The following is a 16,383-nucleotide window of genomic DNA, read 5'->3' as shown; positions in this document are numbered from 1 at the left end:
CTCAAGATCAGAAGCGCCCGACGGTGTCGTTCACGGCACCGCTGGTGAATGCGTTATTCGCGCCGGCCTGCCAATACACCGCCGCCTGAGTCTGGCCACGCACGATGCACTTCCACTCGAGTTTTTGCTGACCCGGCACCTCAACCCTGGCGCTCCAGCGGTTATTGGCCAATGTCAGTGCTAGCGCATGCTGCGGGTCCCATGCCCCGAACTCCAGCGATGAACCCGCTGCATAGACGCTTTCGCCCGGTTGCGGATTGGCGTTGTCGCAATGCACGTTGACTGCCACCGTCGCAGGTTCGACAGGGCCGGTCCAGATCCGGATATCGCCGTTATCCCAGCTCAATGTCGGCGTGCCCAGGCCCTGTGGCAGCTGCTGCAGATCGGATTTCAGGGCGATCACCAATGTGCCGCGCACGCCCTGTGTGGTGGCGACCAGCCCCTTATAGGCGGTGTTGAAGCGAACCGGCGAATCCGCGCGGACACCGGCGGCCTTGCGCAGTTTGATCAATTCCCGGATCAGTTGATCGCGCTGCCAGTCGTACATGTGCGGCCAGTACACGGTCGGTGTGCCGGGACTGCTGAGGATGTAGGCGTAAGCAAGATTGACCTGAGGATCGGGCAACGCCCAATGATGCTGGCCGCCGTAGGCGCCAGGTGAGTAACCGGTATCGTGGTTGTCGACGAAGGTTACTGCGATTGCGCGCCAGGCGGGATCCGGATTGCCATTCAAACCGTGGCGCCAATCGGCGAGTGAGCCGTTCTGCATGCGCTCCTTCAGGGCAAAATCGAACACTGTGCAATGCGAGCGATCCGACCAGTCCTTGAGCACATCCTGCCAGCTTGCACTGCGTCGCCAATCGCCCTGCAGGTATTCGTCGGGGCCTTTCCAGTTTTCGCCGACGCAGAACTGCTGGTTGCCGAAGGCGTTCATCCAGCGATCCACCGTTTCCGGTGCATAACCACGGACGAAGTCAAAGCGCAGGCCTTCAGCACCATAGTTATCGCGCAAGTTGCTGAATTCTTTTTTGAAGGCGTCGAAGACTGTTGGGTGAGCGGTGTTCAGATCCGCGGCGCCATCCATGAACGCGTCGCCTTCGTCACATTGCGCGCAGTCATGCCGCCACTCATTGCTCCCACGGGGGAACATGGAATAGACCGCTTGGTCGCTCATGTGATTGGGCACCACGTCGTAGACGACTTTTACTCCGGCATTCTTCAGAGCTGACGCCGCCGCCTTGAGTTGCTGATCGCTGCCATATTCGCTGTTCTTGTCGAAGTTGCTCCAGAAATAGCCTTCGCCACCACCGGAAGTCTGAGCCTGGCTGTTGGACCAGCTTGATTTATCCATCCAGGGTGGCGGGAACCAGACAAGGGTGAATCCATCTTTGCCAATGGTCGTCGCCTGTTGCGCAAGTACCGAATACCAAGGTGTTTGATTGCGGCTTGAGTTCCAGTGAAAGCCCTGCAACAGGATTTCTTCACCGCTGCCGTTGCGAACGCCAGCCATCGCCGCTGCCGTTGTGGCGATCATCAGGCAGACAGCGAAGCTCAGGCGAAATGGTGAAGTCCCTTTCATGGTCGTCCCCCCGGGAACGATGGATCCCTTGGGGCTTACTGTGAGCCGGCTCGCAGCAGTTGTCGCCTGTCAGATCTGACAGGCTGGCGCTAACCTTTCGCGATAAAACCGCTGCGAACCATAACCGCTGCTCAACCCTCCATGAACTCCACCACCGGCATCTGCCGTTTCATCAGCACCTTGCCGTTGCGGATCGAATACAGCGGCAGGCCCTGACTGCGGATCACTTCGTAGTCACTGTCCGCCGAGAGGATCAGCAGGTTGGCCGGGCGGCCCTGTTCCAGACCGTAGCGTTCACCGAGGTGCATGGCTTTGGCGCTGTTGTCGGTGACCAGATCCAGCGCGCTTTGCAGGTTGCGGTAGCCGAGCATGTGGCAGATGTGCAGGCCGGCTTCGAGCACCCGCAGGATGTTGCCGTTGCCCAGCGGATACCACGGATCGACGATCGAGTCCTGACCGAAGCAGACATTCATCCCGGCTTCGAGCAATTCGTTCACGCGGGTCACGCCACGGCGTTTCGGGAAGTTGTCGAAGCGCCCTTGCAGGTGAATGCTTTCGGTCGGGCAGGAGACAAAACTGATCCCGGAATGCCCGAGCAGACGGAACAGTTTGGCGCAGTAGGCATTGTCGTAGGAGCCCATCGCGGTGGTGTGGCTGGCGGTCACGAGCGCGCCCATGTCGCGGCTGCGAGCCTCTTCGGCCAGCACCTCGAGGAAGCGCGAATGCGGATCGTCGGTTTCGTCGCAGTGTACGTCCACCAGACAGCCGGTGCGCTCGGCCAGGTCCATCAGGAATTTCACCGAGCTGACGCCCTGATCGCGGGTGTACTCGAAATGCGGAATTCCGCCGACCACGTCCGCGCCCATGCGGATCGCTTCTTCCATCAGTTCGCGACCATTGCTGAACGACTCGATGCCTTCCTGTGGGAACGCGACGATTTGCAGGTCGATCAGATGACGGCTTTCCTCGCGCACTTCGAGCATCGCCTTGAGCGCGGTGAGTTCCGGGTCGGTGACGTCGACGTGGGTGCGCACGTGCTGGATGCCGTGGGCGGCCAACGTCTGAATGGTTTTCCTGGCCCGGGTTTTGGTGTCTTCCTGGGTGATGGTGACCTTGCGTTCGCCCCAGCATTCGATGCCTTCGAACAGCGTGCCGCTCATGTTCCAGCGCGGCTCGCCGGCGGTCAGGGTGGCGTCGAGGTGGATGTGCGGCTCGACGAAGGGCGGCACCACCAGATTGCCGCCGGCGTCGAGGTCGTCGGGGCCCAGGGTCGGCGCTTCGGTCTGGCGCGCGATGCTGCGGATCAGGCCGTCTTCAAGGTGCAATTCGTGCAGACCTTCCTGGTTGCGCAGTCGGGCGTTGATGATGTGCATCGGGCGAATCCTTTTATAGATCTTGTAGAGGGGCGGCCGCGTTGCGGGCGCCGAGCAGGCCGGTCACTGCGATATACGTTAACGCGGCAACGGCGATCCCGACCAGCGGCGCGACCCACGGCGAGCCGAACGCCGCGACGGTTCCGGCCGCGTAAGCCGCGAGCCCCGGCCAGTTGAACGCCGGTAACCGTGCGTCGGCCAGACGCGGATAACGTCCGCGCCAGCGGAAGAAAAAGTCGGCCATGATCACGCCGCCAATCGGCGGGATCACCGTGCCGAGCAGGATCAGATAAGGCACCAGCATGTCGTACATGCCCAGCAGCGCGAGCACCGTGCCAATCACCGCGCCGGCCAGGGTCACGGTCTTGCGGCGACCGGTGCGCAGCAGGTTGCAACCGGCGACGGCGAAGTTGTAGATGGTGTTGTCCTGGGTGCTCCAGATGTTCAGCAACAGCATTGCCATCGCCGCCATGGCGAAGCCCTGCAACAGCAGCACTTCGACCACGTCGGGTTGTTGGTAGACGATTGCGCCATAGGCACCGATCAGCACCATCAGGCCGTTACCGATGAAAAAACCGATCAGGCTGGCCAGCACCGCGACCCGCGCCGAACGGGAAAAACGCGTCCAGTTGGTGGCCTGGGTCGCACCGCTGACGAAGGTGCCGAACACCAGCGTGATGGCGGTCGACCAGTCCAGCGAACCGCTGGGTACGACGCTGAGCAATCCGTCGAGGCCACCGACTTTCACCGTGGCGACCCACATCGACAGCATCAGCAGCAACATCATCGCCGGCACCGCGATGTACGACAGGATCTCCAGCCCGCGATAACCGACATACGCCGTGGCGCAGAACACCAGACCGAACAGCACCATCAGCCCCAGCACCGTACCTTCGTTCAGATCGAAATATTTGCCGAGCACCACGGCGGCTGTCGCGGTGCCCCAGGCGTACCAGCCGATCTGGGTGAACCCGAGGATCAGGTCGCTGAGCTTGCTGCCGACTTCGCCAAAGCAGAAGCGTCCCATCAGTACCGAATTCAGGCCGCTCTTGAAGGCGATGTATCCAAGGCCTGCGGCGTACACGCCAAGCAGCAGGTTGCCGATGACGATGACGGCGAGCATCTCGCCGAAGTTGAACGCCACGCCGAGCTTGCCGCCGGCAAACATGGTCGCGGTGAAAAAGGTGAAGCCGAGCAGCACCATCGCCGTGGAGGCCAGGCCTTTGCGCGCGTGCATCGGCACTTCGCTGAGGGGGTAATCGTTGCCGGGATCGTTTTGCGTCATGGGGCGTTCCTTGCTGGAAAGGGGAGGACGCGAAGAGGTTGCAGCGGTCGTGCCAAACGCGATGTTGCGGGTATTTATAGACGAGACACGGGTGATCGGCGCGAAAGCAGTGCATGGGGCGTCCTGCCGAACCATGTGGGAGCAGGGCTGTTCCCACAGGCGCGCGCAATGGGGTCAGAGGAACCGCAGCAGGGCGGCAACAATGGCTTCCGGCGCATCCTCCTGCACCAGATGCCCGGCATTCGGGATCGGGTGAAACTGCGATCCGGGAATCAGCTTGTGCAACTCGCGCCCGCGTTCGATGGGAATCCACTGATCCTCCTCACCCCAGAGAATCTGCACCGGGCAGCGGATCGTCGGGTACAGCGGCTGCGCTTCCAGCGTGTAGCGCTGATCCATCTGCGCGATCTGCCGGTAGAACGCCGCTTGCCCCGGATCGCCCAGCCACGGCTGTACGTAGGGCGCCAGTTCATCATCCGGAATGTCCCGGTGAATCGCCCCGCGAATATAGGTCGGGACAATGGCGCGCTGGATGTAATCCGGCAGGCCACTGAACGCCGCTTCATGCTGGCGCACGTGCTGTACGAACGGCGAACCCCACGGCGTCAGCGCCACCGGGTCGATCAGGGTCAGGCTGCGGTAATCCTTGCCGTTGAGCAGATGCGCACGCAGCACGGTGGCGCCGCCGAAGTCGTGGGCGACCACGTCCGGGCGTTGCAGATTCCAGTGGTCCAGTAACCGCACGAGCAATTCGTTCTGCACGCCGAGGGAGACATCGGCGTCCGGTTGCTCGGATTGCCCGTAGCCCAGCAGGTCGAAGTAGTGCACGCGGTGCGTGGCGAAAAAGTGCGGCGCGATGCGGTGCCAGACGTAAGAAGAGAATGGCGTGCCGTGCACGAACACCAGCGGCGGGCCGTCGCCGCGCACCCCGTGGCGAATCTGTCGCCCGTTGAAGTCAAAGACCTGATCCAGCAGCCAGTCCGTCATGGGCCTGTCCTCTTGGCGGTTTCGAGCCAAAAAGCATAGGCGTAAAAAACAGCCTCGGGGGCTGTTATTCAAACACTGAGGCGCCTTCTATCCCTGTGGGAGCGAGCTTGCTCGCGAAGGCGCCGTGTCAGGCAACACTTGCTTCACTGGCAAACCGCTATCGCGAGCAAGCTCGCTCCCACAGGGCTTTTCGGCGACTTCAGGATCGGTTACTCGCCGCGATAGATGCAACCGCTGGTGCAGGTCTCGTGGATGCGGATCGCACTGAGTTCCGGCAGCAGGGGCTTCAATTCATTCCAGATGAATTTGGCCAGCACTTCGCTGGTCGGGTTTTCGAGACCCGGAATGTCGTTCAGGTAGTTGTGATCCAGTCGCTCGTACAGCGGCTTGAAAATCGCCTTGATCTCGGAGAAATCACGGATCCAGCCGGTGTGCGGGTCGATGTCGCCGCTCAGGTGAATCGCCACTTTGAACGAGTGACCATGCAGGCGTCCGCACTTGTGGCCGTCCGGTACGTGGGGCAGGCGGTGGGCGGATTCGAAAGTGAACTCTTTGAAAATTTCCACAGTGATTTCAGCTCTGTTCAGATGGCGTTCGCCGCAGCGAATTCGGGCAGGCGGCGAGTTTACCAGCTTGTCCAGGGCTGTGCTGACTAAAGGGTCAGCAAGCGCTCGGCGAGGCGACCATTGGCAGTCAGTTCAAGGAATTCGTCGCCCAGCCGGCGGCTCTCGTCCATCGCCGCGCGCCAGTATTTCTGCCGGCTCGGCGCGTCGCCCATGAAGCGCTTGAAGTCGTTACGGTCGGGAAGTTTGCCGTAGGGCAGGCGCGCCAGGTATTCCTTGGAGGGCGCGAGCAACAGCACGTCCTGCAAGTGTTCCACCGAGGCTTTGCGCCACGGCAGGGTCTTGTCGAACCAGCCCGGAATCACCCGGTCGGTGAAGTGCGGATAGAGCACGATGCCGTCGCCGCTGTAAGGCAGGTCAAGGTGATAGTCCAGCAAGCCGCCGTCGCGGAAGGTGCCGGCTCCGGCGCCCGGGAGGTCGCGCACGCCCTCCATGACCATCGGGATCGAACCCGACGCCAGCAGCGCCTGACGCAGGTTTGTGGCATCGAGGGCGACGAATCGCGACGGGAAGTCATTCAGCGCATGCACCGGCGGCGCCAGGCGCGGGTCGTGGATGATCAGCCGTTCGAAGTGCCGCGACAATCGCGCGCGGCCCCGCAGGTTGTCGGCGATCACCGAGCCCAGCGCCAGCCCGAGCCGGCCGCGATGGTCGTCCGCCAGCCCGCCGTGGCTTTTGACCACCATGATGTTCAAGCGGTAATGGGCGTTGTTCAGAAGGCTGGCGTCGCGCCCGTCGAGCAGGTCATCGAGCATGCGCTGCGAACTGCGGCTGACGTCGCTGATGGTCACGCCTTTGTTGAAGTTCTGCTCGGTGTACAACTGACCGAGGCGACGGATGCCTTCGGCGGCGTCCGGCAGACAGGCGCTGGCGAACCGCCAGGAACCGACCGATGCACCGATCAGCGAACGCTCACGCGGCGCGGCTGGCAACCACTCGCCGAACAGCGCCAGATCCAGCCCCTGAATTCCCAGCGCCTTGGGCCCGCCGGCAGCGCCGGGCAGGGTGCCGACGTCGGCGGCGTTCAGGCCTTGGGCACGAATGCGCGCCATGGCCCGGGAGCCGGCCTTGAGGGTGAGGGACGGGAACTTGATGTGAATGGCGGTCATACCGGTCTCGATCGTTAGCAAGCGAAAGATTATAAGCACATGTTGCCAGCTCTGCAGGAGCAGGCCCGATGATGGCCATTCAGTTTCAGTTAAGTTCCCGGCGCTAAGGTGGCCACAAAGGAAGCACCACCTCACAGACGGAGATCCCCATGAAAATTCTCGCGAGCCTGTTCATCGCGTTCCTGCTGTTTGGTCTCACCGCCAACCGTGCTCATACCCGCGACCTGCTCGCAGATGAAGCCCGGAAACTGATCGACGCTGGTACCATTGTGCCGATTGAAACCGTCATGGCCACGGCCAGGGCGCGCCATCCGGGTTCGACCCTGATCGATATCGAACTGGAAAAGCGCTATGGCATTTACCTGTACCAGATCGAGCTGAAAGACTCGCAAGGTGTGGAATGGGAGCTGGAACTGGACGCAAGCGACGGGCTGCTGCGCAAGGACCATCAGGACACTTAATGAAATCGTTTTTACCTGATTCATCGACGCGCGCCACGGGCCTTCTGGCCCTGGCGCTCGTTGCATTCTGCTCGGTGACGCTGGCGCGCGACCTCAATCAGGACGAAGCCCTGCGCCTGCGTCAGCAGGGCGTGATTCTGCCGCTGGAGCAAGTGCTGCATAAGGCAATGGAGCGCTACCCCGAGGCGAAACTGCTGGAAGCCGAGCTTGAAGAGAAGCACGACGTCTACATTTATGAAGTCGAGCTGCTGACCGTCGAAGGTGTGGCTCGCGAGCTGCATTTCGAGGCCGCCACCGGCAACCTGATCAAAGACAAGGAAGATTGACCGATGCGCTTGCTTCTGGTGGAAGACCACGTACCGCTGGCTGACGAACTGCTCGCCGGCCTGCAACGTCAAGGCTATGCGGTGGACTGGCTGGCGGACGGGCGCGATGCGGTCTATCAGGGCAGCAGCGAGCCCTACGACCTGATCGTCCTCGACCTCGGTCTGCCCGGCGTGCCGGGGCTCGAGGTGCTGACGCAATGGCGCGCCGGCGGTCTGACGATTCCGGTGCTTATTCTCACCGCCCGCGATTCCTGGGCCGAGCGTATTGAAGGCCTGAAGGCCGGTGCCGACGATTACCTGACCAAACCCTTCCACCCGGAAGAACTGTATCTGCGCATCCAGTCGCTGCTGCGTCGCTCCAAGGGGCAGGCCAACCAGCCGACGCTCAAGGCCGCCGGTCTGCACCTGGACGAGGGCCGCCAGTGTGTCGTGCGCGACGGTGCCGACATTCAGCTGACCGCTGCCGAATTCCGTCTGCTGCGCTACTTCATGCTGCATCCCGAGCAGATTCTTTCCAAAAGCCACCTCGCCGAACACCTCTACGACGGTGAGACCGAGCGCGATTCCAACGTGCTTGAAGTCCACGTCAATCACCTGCGGCGCAAACTCGGCAAAAGCGTGATCGAAACCCGTCGTGGTCAGGGTTATCTGTTTGGCGGACAGGCTTCGTGAGATCGATCCAGCGCCGTTTGAGCCTGGGGCTGATCAGCGTGATGGTGATCGTCGGCCTGGTGCTGGTGCAAACCAGCCTGTGGCTGTTCGAAGTGGGCTTGCAGCGTTACCTCGAAGCGGGTCTGCGCAACGACAGTGAAAACCTGCTGGTGGCGCTGGTGCGTGGCCCGCAGGGGCTGCAACTGGATGAGCGGCACTTGTCGCCGGCGTATCAGCGGCCGTTTTCCGGGCACTACTTCCGTATCGATTTCGCCGACAGCCACTGGCGTTCCCGCTCGCTGTGGGATCAGGAACTGCCGATGCTTGAACACCCTGGTCTGCACAGCAACCTGCAATTGGGGCCGGACGGTCAGCAATTATTGGTGCTGCGTTCGGACTATCGACGGCTCGGTCAGTCGATTTCCATCAGCGTGGCCCAGGATTACACGCCGGTACGCGAGAGCTTCCAGCGCATGCGGCAGATCGGTCTCGGCCTCGGGCTGGCCGGGTTGTTGCTGATTCTGCTGTTGCAACGCCTGACCGTGCGCCGCGCATTGCGGCCGCTGGAGAAGGCTCGTGAACAGATCGCCCAGTTGCAGCAGGGCCAACGTTCACAACTCGATGAGCAAGTGCCGGCGGAACTGGAGCCCCTGGTGGCGCAGATCAACCATTTGCTGGCGCACACTGAAGACAGCCTCAAGCGTTCGCGCAATGCCTTGGGCAATCTTGGGCATGCGCTGAAAACTCCGCTGGCGGTGCTGCTCAGCCTGGCGTCGAGTGAACAGCTCGATGCACATCCGCAATTGCGCAAGATCCTCAAGGAACAACTGGAACAGGTTCAGCAACGGCTGAACCGCGAGCTCAACCGCGCGCGCCTGGCCGGCGATGCGCTGCCGGGGGCGTTGTTCGATTGCGACGCCGAGCTGCCGGGGCTGCTGTCGACGTTGAACATGATTCATGGCGAACATCTGGATCTGAGTTACGTGGCTCCTTCGGGCCTGCAATTGCCGTGGGATCGTGAAGATTTGCTGGAACTGCTGGGCAACCTGCTGGACAACGCCTGCAAATGGGCGGATGCCGAGGTGCGGTTGAGTGTGGTCGAGACGGCTGAAGGTTTTGTGTTGAGCGTGGAAGATGACGGGCCGGGGATTCCCGAGGCGCAGCGGGCCCAGGTGTTCAGCCGGGGGACGCGGCTGGATGAGCAGACCCATGGGCATGGCTTGGGGCTGGGGATTGTGCGGGATATTGTCGAAACGTGGGGCGGGGTGCTGGTGCTGGGCGAAAGCGAGTGGGGCGGGTTGAAGGTGCAGATTCAGTTGCCTCGGCGGTGAGCCCGCCCCCACAAGGTTTGTGGTGAGCGGGCCTGAGCGTCACACGCGAAACTGATCCATCAAACTCTGCTGCTGATTCGCCAGACTATTGAGCGACTGACTCACCCGAGCCGATTCATTCGCCTGCCCCGACAGCGACTCCGTCACATCACGAATCGTCGCCACGTTGTTGTTGATCTCTTCGGCCACCGCGCTCTGCTCTTCGGCGGCGCTGGCGATCTGCAGGTTCATGTCGCTGATTACTGTCACCGCATCGCCGATCTGGCGCAGTGCGGTGACGGCCTGGCCGACCTGTTCGACGCTGCCCTGGGCCTGACGATGGCTGTTGCCCATCGAACCGACCACGTCCTGGGTACCGTTCTGCAATTGCTCGATGACCTGGCGGGTTTCTTCCACCGATTCCTGGGTGCGGCGGGCGAGGTTGCGCACTTCGTCGGCGACCACCGCAAAACCGCGGCCGGCTTCACCGGCGCGGGCGGCTTCGATGGCGGCGTTCAGGGCCAGCAGGTTGGTCTGCTCGGCAATGGCGCGGATGGTTTCCAGTACCGTGCCGATCTTCTCGCTGTTGGCGGCCAGGCCTTCGACCTGCACCATGGCGGCGCTCATGTCGGCGGCGAGGGTGTCGATGCTGGCGGTGGTGCGGTCGATCACGGTCAGGCCCTGACGCGTGGCGCGGTCGGCATCCTTGGCGGCTTCGGCGGCTTGTGCCGCACTGCGGGCCACGTCCTGGGCGGTGGCGCTCATTTCGTGGGACGCGGTGGCGACCTGATCGACCTGACGGTATTGCTGCTCCATGCCGGCGCTGGTCTGGGTCGCAATCGCCGAAGACTGGTCGGCGGTGTTGCGCGCATCCTGCACCGAGCGTTTCACCTCGGCGATGATCGGTTGCAGCTTGTCGAGGAAGCGGTTGAACCAACCGGCCAACTGGCCGAGTTCGTCTTTCTTGTCGTAGGCCAGACGCCGGGTCAGGTCGCCTTCACCGCTGGCGATGTCTTCGAGCATGTGCGCTACGCCAAGGATCGGCCTGGTCACGCTGCGTGCCATCAGCCACACCAGCAACAGGCCGATCAGCGCGGCGAGTACGCCCAGGCTCAGTTCGATCAGGGTGCCCGAGGTGTTGCTGGCATCCAGCTGTTGCTTGAGCGCTTCGGCGCGTTCTACCAAGACTTTTTCCGGCACATCGAGCAGCACGCCCCACGACGGGCCGCCAGGAATCGGCTGGAACGGCGACAGCACTTTCAACTGCGCGTTGCTGTGCAGGCTGCTGACGTTTTGGCTCGACGCAAGCAGACGCAGCAGTTCGGCGCCGCTGGCGGTGTCCACGGCATCGAGACGCTGGCTGAGTTTGTTGGCGTCCGGGCTGTAACCGGCAAGCAGGCCGGCGGGGCTGATGATGCTCACGGCAGTCTGGCCGTCGTAGAGCTTTTTGCTGGCGCTCTGGCTGATTGCTTGCAGGCTGTTGAGGTTGATGTCCACCGACAGCGAGGCGATGACTTTGCCGTTGACCATCAGCGGGAACACGATGCTGGTCATCAGCACCTTTTGCCCGTCGATCACATAAAAGTAGGGTTCGATCACGCACGGCTTGAGCGTGGTGCGCGGGCAGGTGAACCAGGCGTTGGCCGCCTGGCCGCTGGGGCCGGTGCTGGTGTCGGCCATGTCGCTTTCCGGCAGGGCCATGGAGGTTACTTTGCCCGGTGTCGGTTGCGACCAGTACAGGGCGAAGCGGCCCTTGTCGTTGCTGCCTAATTCAGCTTGCCCGGCAAATAGCTCGTCTTTGCCGTCCAGCGCGTTGGCTTCGAACACCAGCGACAGGCCGAGCAGATCCGGGTTGGCCTGCAACGCCGATTTCACCTGACGGGTCATGTCCTCGCGCAGGTCGAAGGCGTCCAGGAAGCGCTTCTCGGCCTGTTCGCGCAGGAACAGCACCTGACGCGAAAAGCCGTGGCCATATTGATAAGCGTCCATGAATTGCTGGCGAATGCCCGCCGCCTGGACTTCGCCCTGGGATTCGATGCGGGCCTGGGCCGACTCGGTGAGCATTTCCATGCTCGAAGCCTTTACCAGTTCGGAACTGTGCTCCATGCGATACAGCGAAAGACCCACCAACAGGGTCACGATACCGGCCAGGCAGAGCCCGGCGAGCAGGGTGATTTTCCATTGGATGGAAAGTTGTCTGAGCGACATGGAGACGTCCTTATTCGATAAATATCTGAGACTTTGCACTGTAACGGCCGCGTTTCGGCTTTCTTTATGGCGCAAACGCAATATGGCGAATTGGCGCATGTTGTGGCGGATATGCCCTGTTCAGCGCATTGATCATGGAAAGTTACACAGTGTTGCGACCCGTCGCTTTGACACTGCGCCCGCTCTGCGGCACAGTGCGCGCCCTTCTAATAAGACCCTCTATGCAAATCCGCTGGCGAGCCGCGTGGCTTGCCGGCCGGACTCATCCTGTCTGGCGGTGGATGGTTTCACCGTCGTGTTTTTGAGGTAGTGAAATGAATGCAGTGATTGCTGCGGTCGGCGTCATGCTGATCCTCAGCCTGTCCCGGGTGCATGTAGTGATCGCGTTGATCGTCGGTGCGCTGGTCGGTGGCCTGACCGGTGGTCTGGGCATCGACGCCACGCTCAAGGCGTTCAACAGTGGCCTGGGTGGCGGGGCGACGGTGGCGTTGTCCTACGCGTTGCTCGGCGCTTTCGCCGTGGCGATTGCCAAGTCCGGCCTGGCCCATGCGCTGGCCGACAAGGCCCTGGCGATGGTCGACCGCCAGCATGCGAGCGGTGGTGGCAGCGTCAAATGGCTGCTGATCGGCCTGCTGTGGGTGGTGGCGATCGCTTCGCAGAACATCCTGCCGATTCACATCGCGTTCATTCCGCTGCTGGTGCCGCCGCTTCTCTATGTCCTGACCAAGTTGCAACTGGATCGCCGGCTGATCGCCTGCGTCATGACTTTCGGCCTGATCACGCCGTACATGTTCTTGCCAGTGGGCTTCGGCAACATTTTTCTCAACGAGATCCTGTTGGCCAACGTTGCCCGCAGCGGCGTGGACATCAGCGGCATCAACGTCACGCATGCCATGGGCATTCCGGCACTGGGCATGCTGGCCGGCCTGGGCATGGCGTTCATCAGCTATCGCAAGAAGCGCGTCTACGACCTGGGAAAAATCGAGCAGGTCGAGCAGGTGGCGGTGCAATACAACCCGCGAAGCCTGTTGATCGCCGGTGTCGCCATTGCGGCGGCCTTCATTATTCAGCTGCTGCTGGACTCGATGATTATCGGGGCGCTGTCCGGTTTCCTGATCTTTTCGGCGTCGGGTATCGTCAAATGGCGCGAGACGGATGATCTGTTCACCGAAGGCATGAAGATGATGGCGATGATCGGCTTCATCATGATCGCCGCATCCGGATTCGCCGAAGTGATGAAGGCCACTGGCGAGGTGCAGACGCTGGTCGAGTCTTCGGCGTCGTGGATCAATCACAGCAAGGGCATCGGTGCCTTGCTGATGCTGCTGGTCGGGCTGCTGGTGACCATGGGCATCGGCTCGTCGTTTTCGACGGTGCCGATCCTGGCGGCGATTTTCGTGCCGCTGTGCGTGCAACTGGGCTTCAGTCCGATCGCCATCGTTTGCATCGTCGGCACGGCCGGTGCCTTGGGCGATGCCGGTTCGCCCGCGTCCGACTCGACCCTCGGCCCGACCTCCGGTCTGAACATCGACGGCCAGCACCATCACATCTGGGACACCGTGGTCCCGACCTTCCTGCACTACAATTTGCCGCTGCTGGCGTTCGGCTGGGTGGCCGCAATGGTCCTCTGACTTGATTGTCGATCGTTCCCACGTCGAGGCGTCGAACCGTCCGCGTGGGAACGATCTCAAGCCGCAGCTCAACTTTTGGTTTCGCGTGCCGTTATAGCCTGTAACCACGCCAACAAAACCAAAAAAGTGAGTTCCCTATGCGCCTGAGTCTCAAGGCTAAAGTCCTGTCCCTCGCCGTCCTTCCGGTCTTGCTCTTTGCGCTGGTGATCAGCCTGACCACGCTGTTCATCCTTCAGGAACAGGCGCGCAAGGAAGTCGAACAGACTCGCGAACGCCTGCTTGGCGACGCCAAGGCCACCCTGGCCAGCTATGTCGCGGTGGCCATGACCACCATCAAACCGTTGTACGACGCTGCCGCTCCCGGTGACGCCGAGGCGCGGGCGCAGGTCATCAAACTGTTGTCGAGCATCAAGTACGGCAAGGACGGCTACTTTTTCGGCTACGACTCCGAGACCGTGCGCCTGTTCAAGGCCAACGATCCTGAAGGCGTGGGCAAAAGCTTCAAGGACAACCGCGACCCGAACGGCGTCTACGTCAATCGCGACCTGGTGAAAGTCGCGAAGGACGGCACCCACTACCTGCAATACAGCTCGCCGCTGCCGGGCAACGCGCAAGTACTGGTGCCGAAACTCGGCTACACCGAATACCTGGCGAAGTGGGACATGGCGGTCGGTACGTCGGTCAACCTCGATGGCATCGAAGCGCAAGTGGCGGTGGTCGAGGCCAAGGTGCAGGAACGCATGCAGGGCGTGGTGCTGAGCATCGTCGGCGTGGCGGTGGTGGTGCTGCTGGTGATCGCGGCGGCAGGGATGCTGCTGGCCAATACCATCCTGCGACCGCTGACTCTGATGAAAGCCAACCTCGATGACATCGCGGCGGGCGAGGGCGACCTGACGCGGCGCCTGACCATCACCAGCCAGGACGAACTCGGCGAACTGGCCGGCTCGTTCAACCGCTTTGTCGACAAAATCCACGGCCTGGTGCGGCAGATCACCGAGATGACCTCGCAACTGACCGGACTGGTGACGCAAGTCTCGGATCAGGCCCAGCGCTCCGATCAGGCCATGGAGCGTCAACGCCACGAAACTGATCAGGTGGCCACGGCGATCAACGAAATGTCCGCCGCCGCCCAGGAAGTCGCCAAGAGCGCGCAGAACGCTGCCGTCGCCGCGCAGCAGACCGACGAAGAAGGTCAGACCGCCAAACGCGTGGTGGCCGGCAGCATCAAACAGATTCATGCGCTGGTGGACGACATCCGCAGCAGCGGTGTGTCCCTCGACAGCCTGCAACAGGACGTGTCGTCGATTGTCGGCGTACTCGGGGTGATCCGCTCGATTGCCGAACAGACCAACCTGCTGGCGCTCAACGCCGCGATCGAAGCGGCCCGGGCCGGTGAGGCCGGACGCGGGTTTGCGGTGGTGGCGGACGAGGTGCGGGCGCTGGCGTCGCGCACACAGATCAGCACTCAGGAAATCCAGGGGATGATCGATCGCTTGCAAGCGGGGACGCAGTCGGCGGTTGAAGCGATGCGCCGTTCCAGCGAGGCGGGTGACGGTACGTCGGCCCAGGCCAATCAGGCGGGGGCGTCGCTGGATGCGATGGCGGATCTGATTGCGACGATCAACTCGATGAATGCTCAGATTGCCAGCGCCGCTGAAGAGCAGACGGCGGTGGCGGAAGAGATCAACCGCAGCGTGCATCAGATTGCGGTGGCGGTGGATAACGTGGCGGATGAGACGCAGTTGGGGGCGCAGACTTCGCGCAGTCTGGCGGATCTGGGGCAGCGACTTGGGAAGTTGGTGGGGCAGTTCCGTATCTGATGGCGTTGTCGGGACAGATCGTCAGGGCCTGTCCCAATACGGCACCTCGCCAAAACACTCGACAAAGAAATCAATCACCGTCCGCACCTTCACCGACAACCGCCGGCTCCCCGGCCACAGCACCGCAATCTGCTGCGGCTCCACGCTGTTCGACACCTGATACTCCCCCAGCAACGGCACCAGCGTGCCCTCACGCACCGCTTCACCGATCAGCCATGACGGAAACATCACCAGCCCCAGTCCTTGCACAGCGGCCTGGGTCAGCGTGTCCGCGTGGTTACCGGTGATCGGGCCCTTGACTGCATACGGCGTCCACTCGCCCTGATCCTGACGGAAGAACCAGCGTTGCTGGCCGGTCGCGCCCTTGTAGGCCAGACACTGGTGGCGGGCGAGGTCGTCGGGATGCCGGGGCGCGCCGAAACGCTTGAGATACGCCGGGCTGGCCGCGACCTGAAAACGGTGCGGCGCCAAAATCCGCGCCTGCATGCTCGAGTCGTGCAGCGGGCCGATGCGGAACAGCAGGTCGGCGCCTTCCTGCAGCGGATCGATGTAGTGGTCGGTCTGCTGGATGTCCAGTTGCAGCTTCGGATAGCGCTCGCACAATCGCCCGAGCCATGGCGTGAGGTGACGCTGGCCGAACACCACCGGGGCGTTGATCCGTACCAGGCCGGTCGGTTCGCTTTGCTGTTCCTGCAACGCCTGTTCGGCCTCCTCCAGTTGCACCAGCACCAGCCGCGCGTGATGGCCGAGCATGCGCCCGGCTTCGGTCGGCGTGACCGCGCGGGTGTGACGGTAGAGCAATTGCTGGTTCAGCGCCTGTTCCATCAACTGGATCTGCCGGGAAATCGACGAGGGCGCCACACCCTCGCGGCGGGCGACTTCGGAAAAACTGCCGTGGTCGAGCACCGCCACAAACAGCCTTAGCGCCTTGAATCCCAGTTCGTTGAGCCCGTGCATCGTCTGTCCTGCTGTGCGAGTTACGCAAAAGTGTTGTCCGGATGCTCCCATTTATCGCACAGC

At 62.2% G+C, this 16,383-nt stretch carries 14 protein-coding genes and 2 pseudogenes; 7 read left to right on the top strand and 9 right to left on the bottom strand.

Annotation, left to right across the window (positions count from 1 at the left end; all coding sequences use genetic code 11):
* Positions 1-7: 7 nt before the first annotated feature.
* From CAF79_RS22900 to CAF79_RS22875, 6 genes are all read right to left on the bottom strand, one after another.
* A complete protein-coding gene (locus CAF79_RS22900) occupies positions 8-1,579 on the bottom strand; it encodes a glucan 1,4-alpha-maltotetraohydrolase domain-containing protein (protein ID WP_085700441.1) in 1,572 nt (523 codons plus the stop codon).
* A gap of 131 nt (positions 1,580-1,710) precedes the next feature.
* Positions 1,711-2,952, bottom strand: coding sequence for a cytosine deaminase (gene codA, locus CAF79_RS22895; RefSeq protein WP_085700440.1), 1,242 nt, complete (start codon positions 2,950-2,952; stop codon positions 1,711-1,713).
* A gap of 13 nt (positions 2,953-2,965) precedes the next feature.
* The gene (gene codB / locus CAF79_RS22890) at positions 2,966-4,237 is read right to left on the bottom strand and encodes a cytosine permease (protein WP_085700439.1); all 1,272 of its coding nucleotides are present in this window, start codon (positions 4,235-4,237) and stop codon (positions 2,966-2,968) included.
* Between the two features lie 174 nt (positions 4,238-4,411).
* Positions 4,412-5,224, bottom strand: coding sequence for an alpha/beta fold hydrolase (locus CAF79_RS22885; RefSeq protein ID WP_085700438.1), 813 nt, complete (start codon positions 5,222-5,224; stop codon positions 4,412-4,414).
* Positions 5,225-5,433: 209 nt separating this feature from the next.
* On the bottom strand, positions 5,434-5,790 hold the full coding sequence (gene queD, locus CAF79_RS22880; protein ID WP_085577504.1) for a 6-carboxytetrahydropterin synthase QueD: 357 nt from the start codon (positions 5,788-5,790) through the stop codon (positions 5,434-5,436).
* 86 nt (positions 5,791-5,876) lie between these two features.
* A complete protein-coding gene (locus CAF79_RS22875) occupies positions 5,877-6,956 on the bottom strand; it encodes a patatin-like phospholipase family protein (protein WP_085700437.1) in 1,080 nt (359 codons plus the stop codon).
* A gap of 149 nt (positions 6,957-7,105) precedes the next feature.
* Here CAF79_RS22875 and CAF79_RS22870 point away from each other — a divergent pair, with 149 nt between their 5' ends.
* The 4 genes from CAF79_RS22870 to CAF79_RS22855 are packed head-to-tail and all read left to right on the top strand — an operon-like array spanning position 7,106 to position 9,725.
* Positions 7,106-7,417, top strand: coding sequence for a PepSY domain-containing protein (locus tag CAF79_RS22870; protein WP_085700436.1), 312 nt, complete (start codon positions 7,106-7,108; stop codon positions 7,415-7,417).
* Positions 7,417-7,743, top strand: a complete 327-nt coding sequence (locus CAF79_RS22865; protein ID WP_085700435.1) for a PepSY domain-containing protein — start codon at positions 7,417-7,419, stop codon at positions 7,741-7,743. The genes CAF79_RS22870 and CAF79_RS22865 overlap by 1 nt, the downstream gene beginning before the upstream one ends.
* Positions 7,744-7,746: 3 nt before the next feature.
* On the top strand, positions 7,747-8,415 hold the full coding sequence (locus tag CAF79_RS22860; RefSeq protein ID WP_085700434.1) for a response regulator transcription factor: 669 nt from the start codon (positions 7,747-7,749) through the stop codon (positions 8,413-8,415).
* Complete coding sequence (locus CAF79_RS22855; RefSeq protein WP_085700433.1) at positions 8,412-9,725, top strand: ATP-binding protein; 1,314 nt, start codon at positions 8,412-8,414, stop codon at positions 9,723-9,725. The genes CAF79_RS22860 and CAF79_RS22855 overlap by 4 nt, the downstream gene beginning before the upstream one ends.
* A 39-nt stretch (positions 9,726-9,764) precedes the next feature.
* Here the strand turns inward: CAF79_RS22855 and CAF79_RS29775 are convergent, their stop codons facing one another.
* Both CAF79_RS29775 and CAF79_RS29770 read right to left on the bottom strand, forming a co-directional pair.
* Entirely contained in the window at positions 9,765-10,520 is a 756-nt protein-coding gene (locus CAF79_RS29775; RefSeq protein WP_371807414.1) for a methyl-accepting chemotaxis protein, read from the bottom strand.
* A 102-nt stretch (positions 10,521-10,622) separates the two neighbouring features.
* Positions 10,623-10,769 (bottom strand): annotated as a pseudogene (locus CAF79_RS29770) (HAMP domain-containing protein); the annotation flags it as partial.
* A gap of 1,457 nt (positions 10,770-12,226) precedes the next feature.
* On the opposite strand from CAF79_RS29770, the gene CAF79_RS22845 reads away from it, so the two are divergent.
* The 3 genes and pseudogenes from CAF79_RS22845 to CAF79_RS29760 all read left to right on the top strand — a co-directional run bounded on the left by CAF79_RS22845 (position 12,227) and on the right by CAF79_RS29760 (position 15,363).
* Complete coding sequence (locus CAF79_RS22845) at positions 12,227-13,543, top strand: Na+/H+ antiporter family protein (RefSeq protein WP_085700431.1); 1,317 nt, start codon at positions 12,227-12,229, stop codon at positions 13,541-13,543.
* Positions 13,544-13,680: 137 nt separating this feature from the next.
* A pseudogene (locus CAF79_RS29765) lies at positions 13,681-14,457 on the top strand (cache domain-containing protein); the annotation flags it as partial.
* Between the two features lie 84 nt (positions 14,458-14,541).
* On the top strand, positions 14,542-15,363 hold the full coding sequence (locus CAF79_RS29760) for a methyl-accepting chemotaxis protein (RefSeq protein WP_371855536.1): 822 nt from the start codon (positions 14,542-14,544) through the stop codon (positions 15,361-15,363).
* A 21-nt stretch (positions 15,364-15,384) separates the two neighbouring features.
* Here CAF79_RS29760 and CAF79_RS22835 read toward each other — a convergent pair whose 3' ends face one another.
* Positions 15,385-16,320, bottom strand: a complete 936-nt coding sequence (locus CAF79_RS22835) for a LysR family transcriptional regulator (RefSeq protein ID WP_085700429.1) — start codon at positions 16,318-16,320, stop codon at positions 15,385-15,387.
* Positions 16,321-16,383: the final 63 nt, after the last annotated feature.

The sequence above is a fragment of the Pseudomonas sp. B26(2017) genome, assembly GCF_002113045.1.
Lineage (GTDB): Bacteria > Pseudomonadota > Gammaproteobacteria > Pseudomonadales > Pseudomonadaceae > Aquipseudomonas.
The sequence above is the reverse complement of the archived record's forward strand: the minus strand, read 5'-3'. Positions and strand labels throughout refer to the sequence as shown.

Coding starts and splice junctions, on each gene's coding strand:
- CAF79_RS22900 (WP_085700441.1), bottom strand. CDS start 1,579: ATGAAAGGGACTTCACCATTTCGCCTGAGCTTCGCTGTCTGCCTGATG.
- codA (WP_085700440.1), bottom strand. CDS start 2,952: ATGCACATCATCAACGCCCGACTGCGCAACCAGGAAGGTCTGCACGAA.
- codB (WP_085700439.1), bottom strand. CDS start 4,237: ATGACGCAAAACGATCCCGGCAACGATTACCCCCTCAGCGAAGTGCCG.
- CAF79_RS22885 (WP_085700438.1), bottom strand. CDS start 5,224: ATGACGGACTGGCTGCTGGATCAGGTCTTTGACTTCAACGGGCGACAG.
- CAF79_RS22875 (WP_085700437.1), bottom strand. CDS start 6,956: ATGACCGCCATTCACATCAAGTTCCCGTCCCTCACCCTCAAGGCCGGC.
- CAF79_RS22870 (WP_085700436.1), top strand. CDS start 7,106: ATGAAAATTCTCGCGAGCCTGTTCATCGCGTTCCTGCTGTTTGGTCTC.
- CAF79_RS22865 (WP_085700435.1), top strand. CDS start 7,417: ATGAAATCGTTTTTACCTGATTCATCGACGCGCGCCACGGGCCTTCTG.
- CAF79_RS22860 (WP_085700434.1), top strand. CDS start 7,747: ATGCGCTTGCTTCTGGTGGAAGACCACGTACCGCTGGCTGACGAACTG.
- CAF79_RS29775 (WP_371807414.1), bottom strand. CDS start 10,520: ATGGAGCAGCAATACCGTCAGGTCGATCAGGTCGCCACCGCGTCCCAC.
- CAF79_RS22845 (WP_085700431.1), top strand. CDS start 12,227: ATGAATGCAGTGATTGCTGCGGTCGGCGTCATGCTGATCCTCAGCCTG.
- CAF79_RS29760 (WP_371855536.1), top strand. CDS start 14,542: ATGACCTCGCAACTGACCGGACTGGTGACGCAAGTCTCGGATCAGGCC.
- CAF79_RS22835 (WP_085700429.1), bottom strand. CDS start 16,320: ATGCACGGGCTCAACGAACTGGGATTCAAGGCGCTAAGGCTGTTTGTG.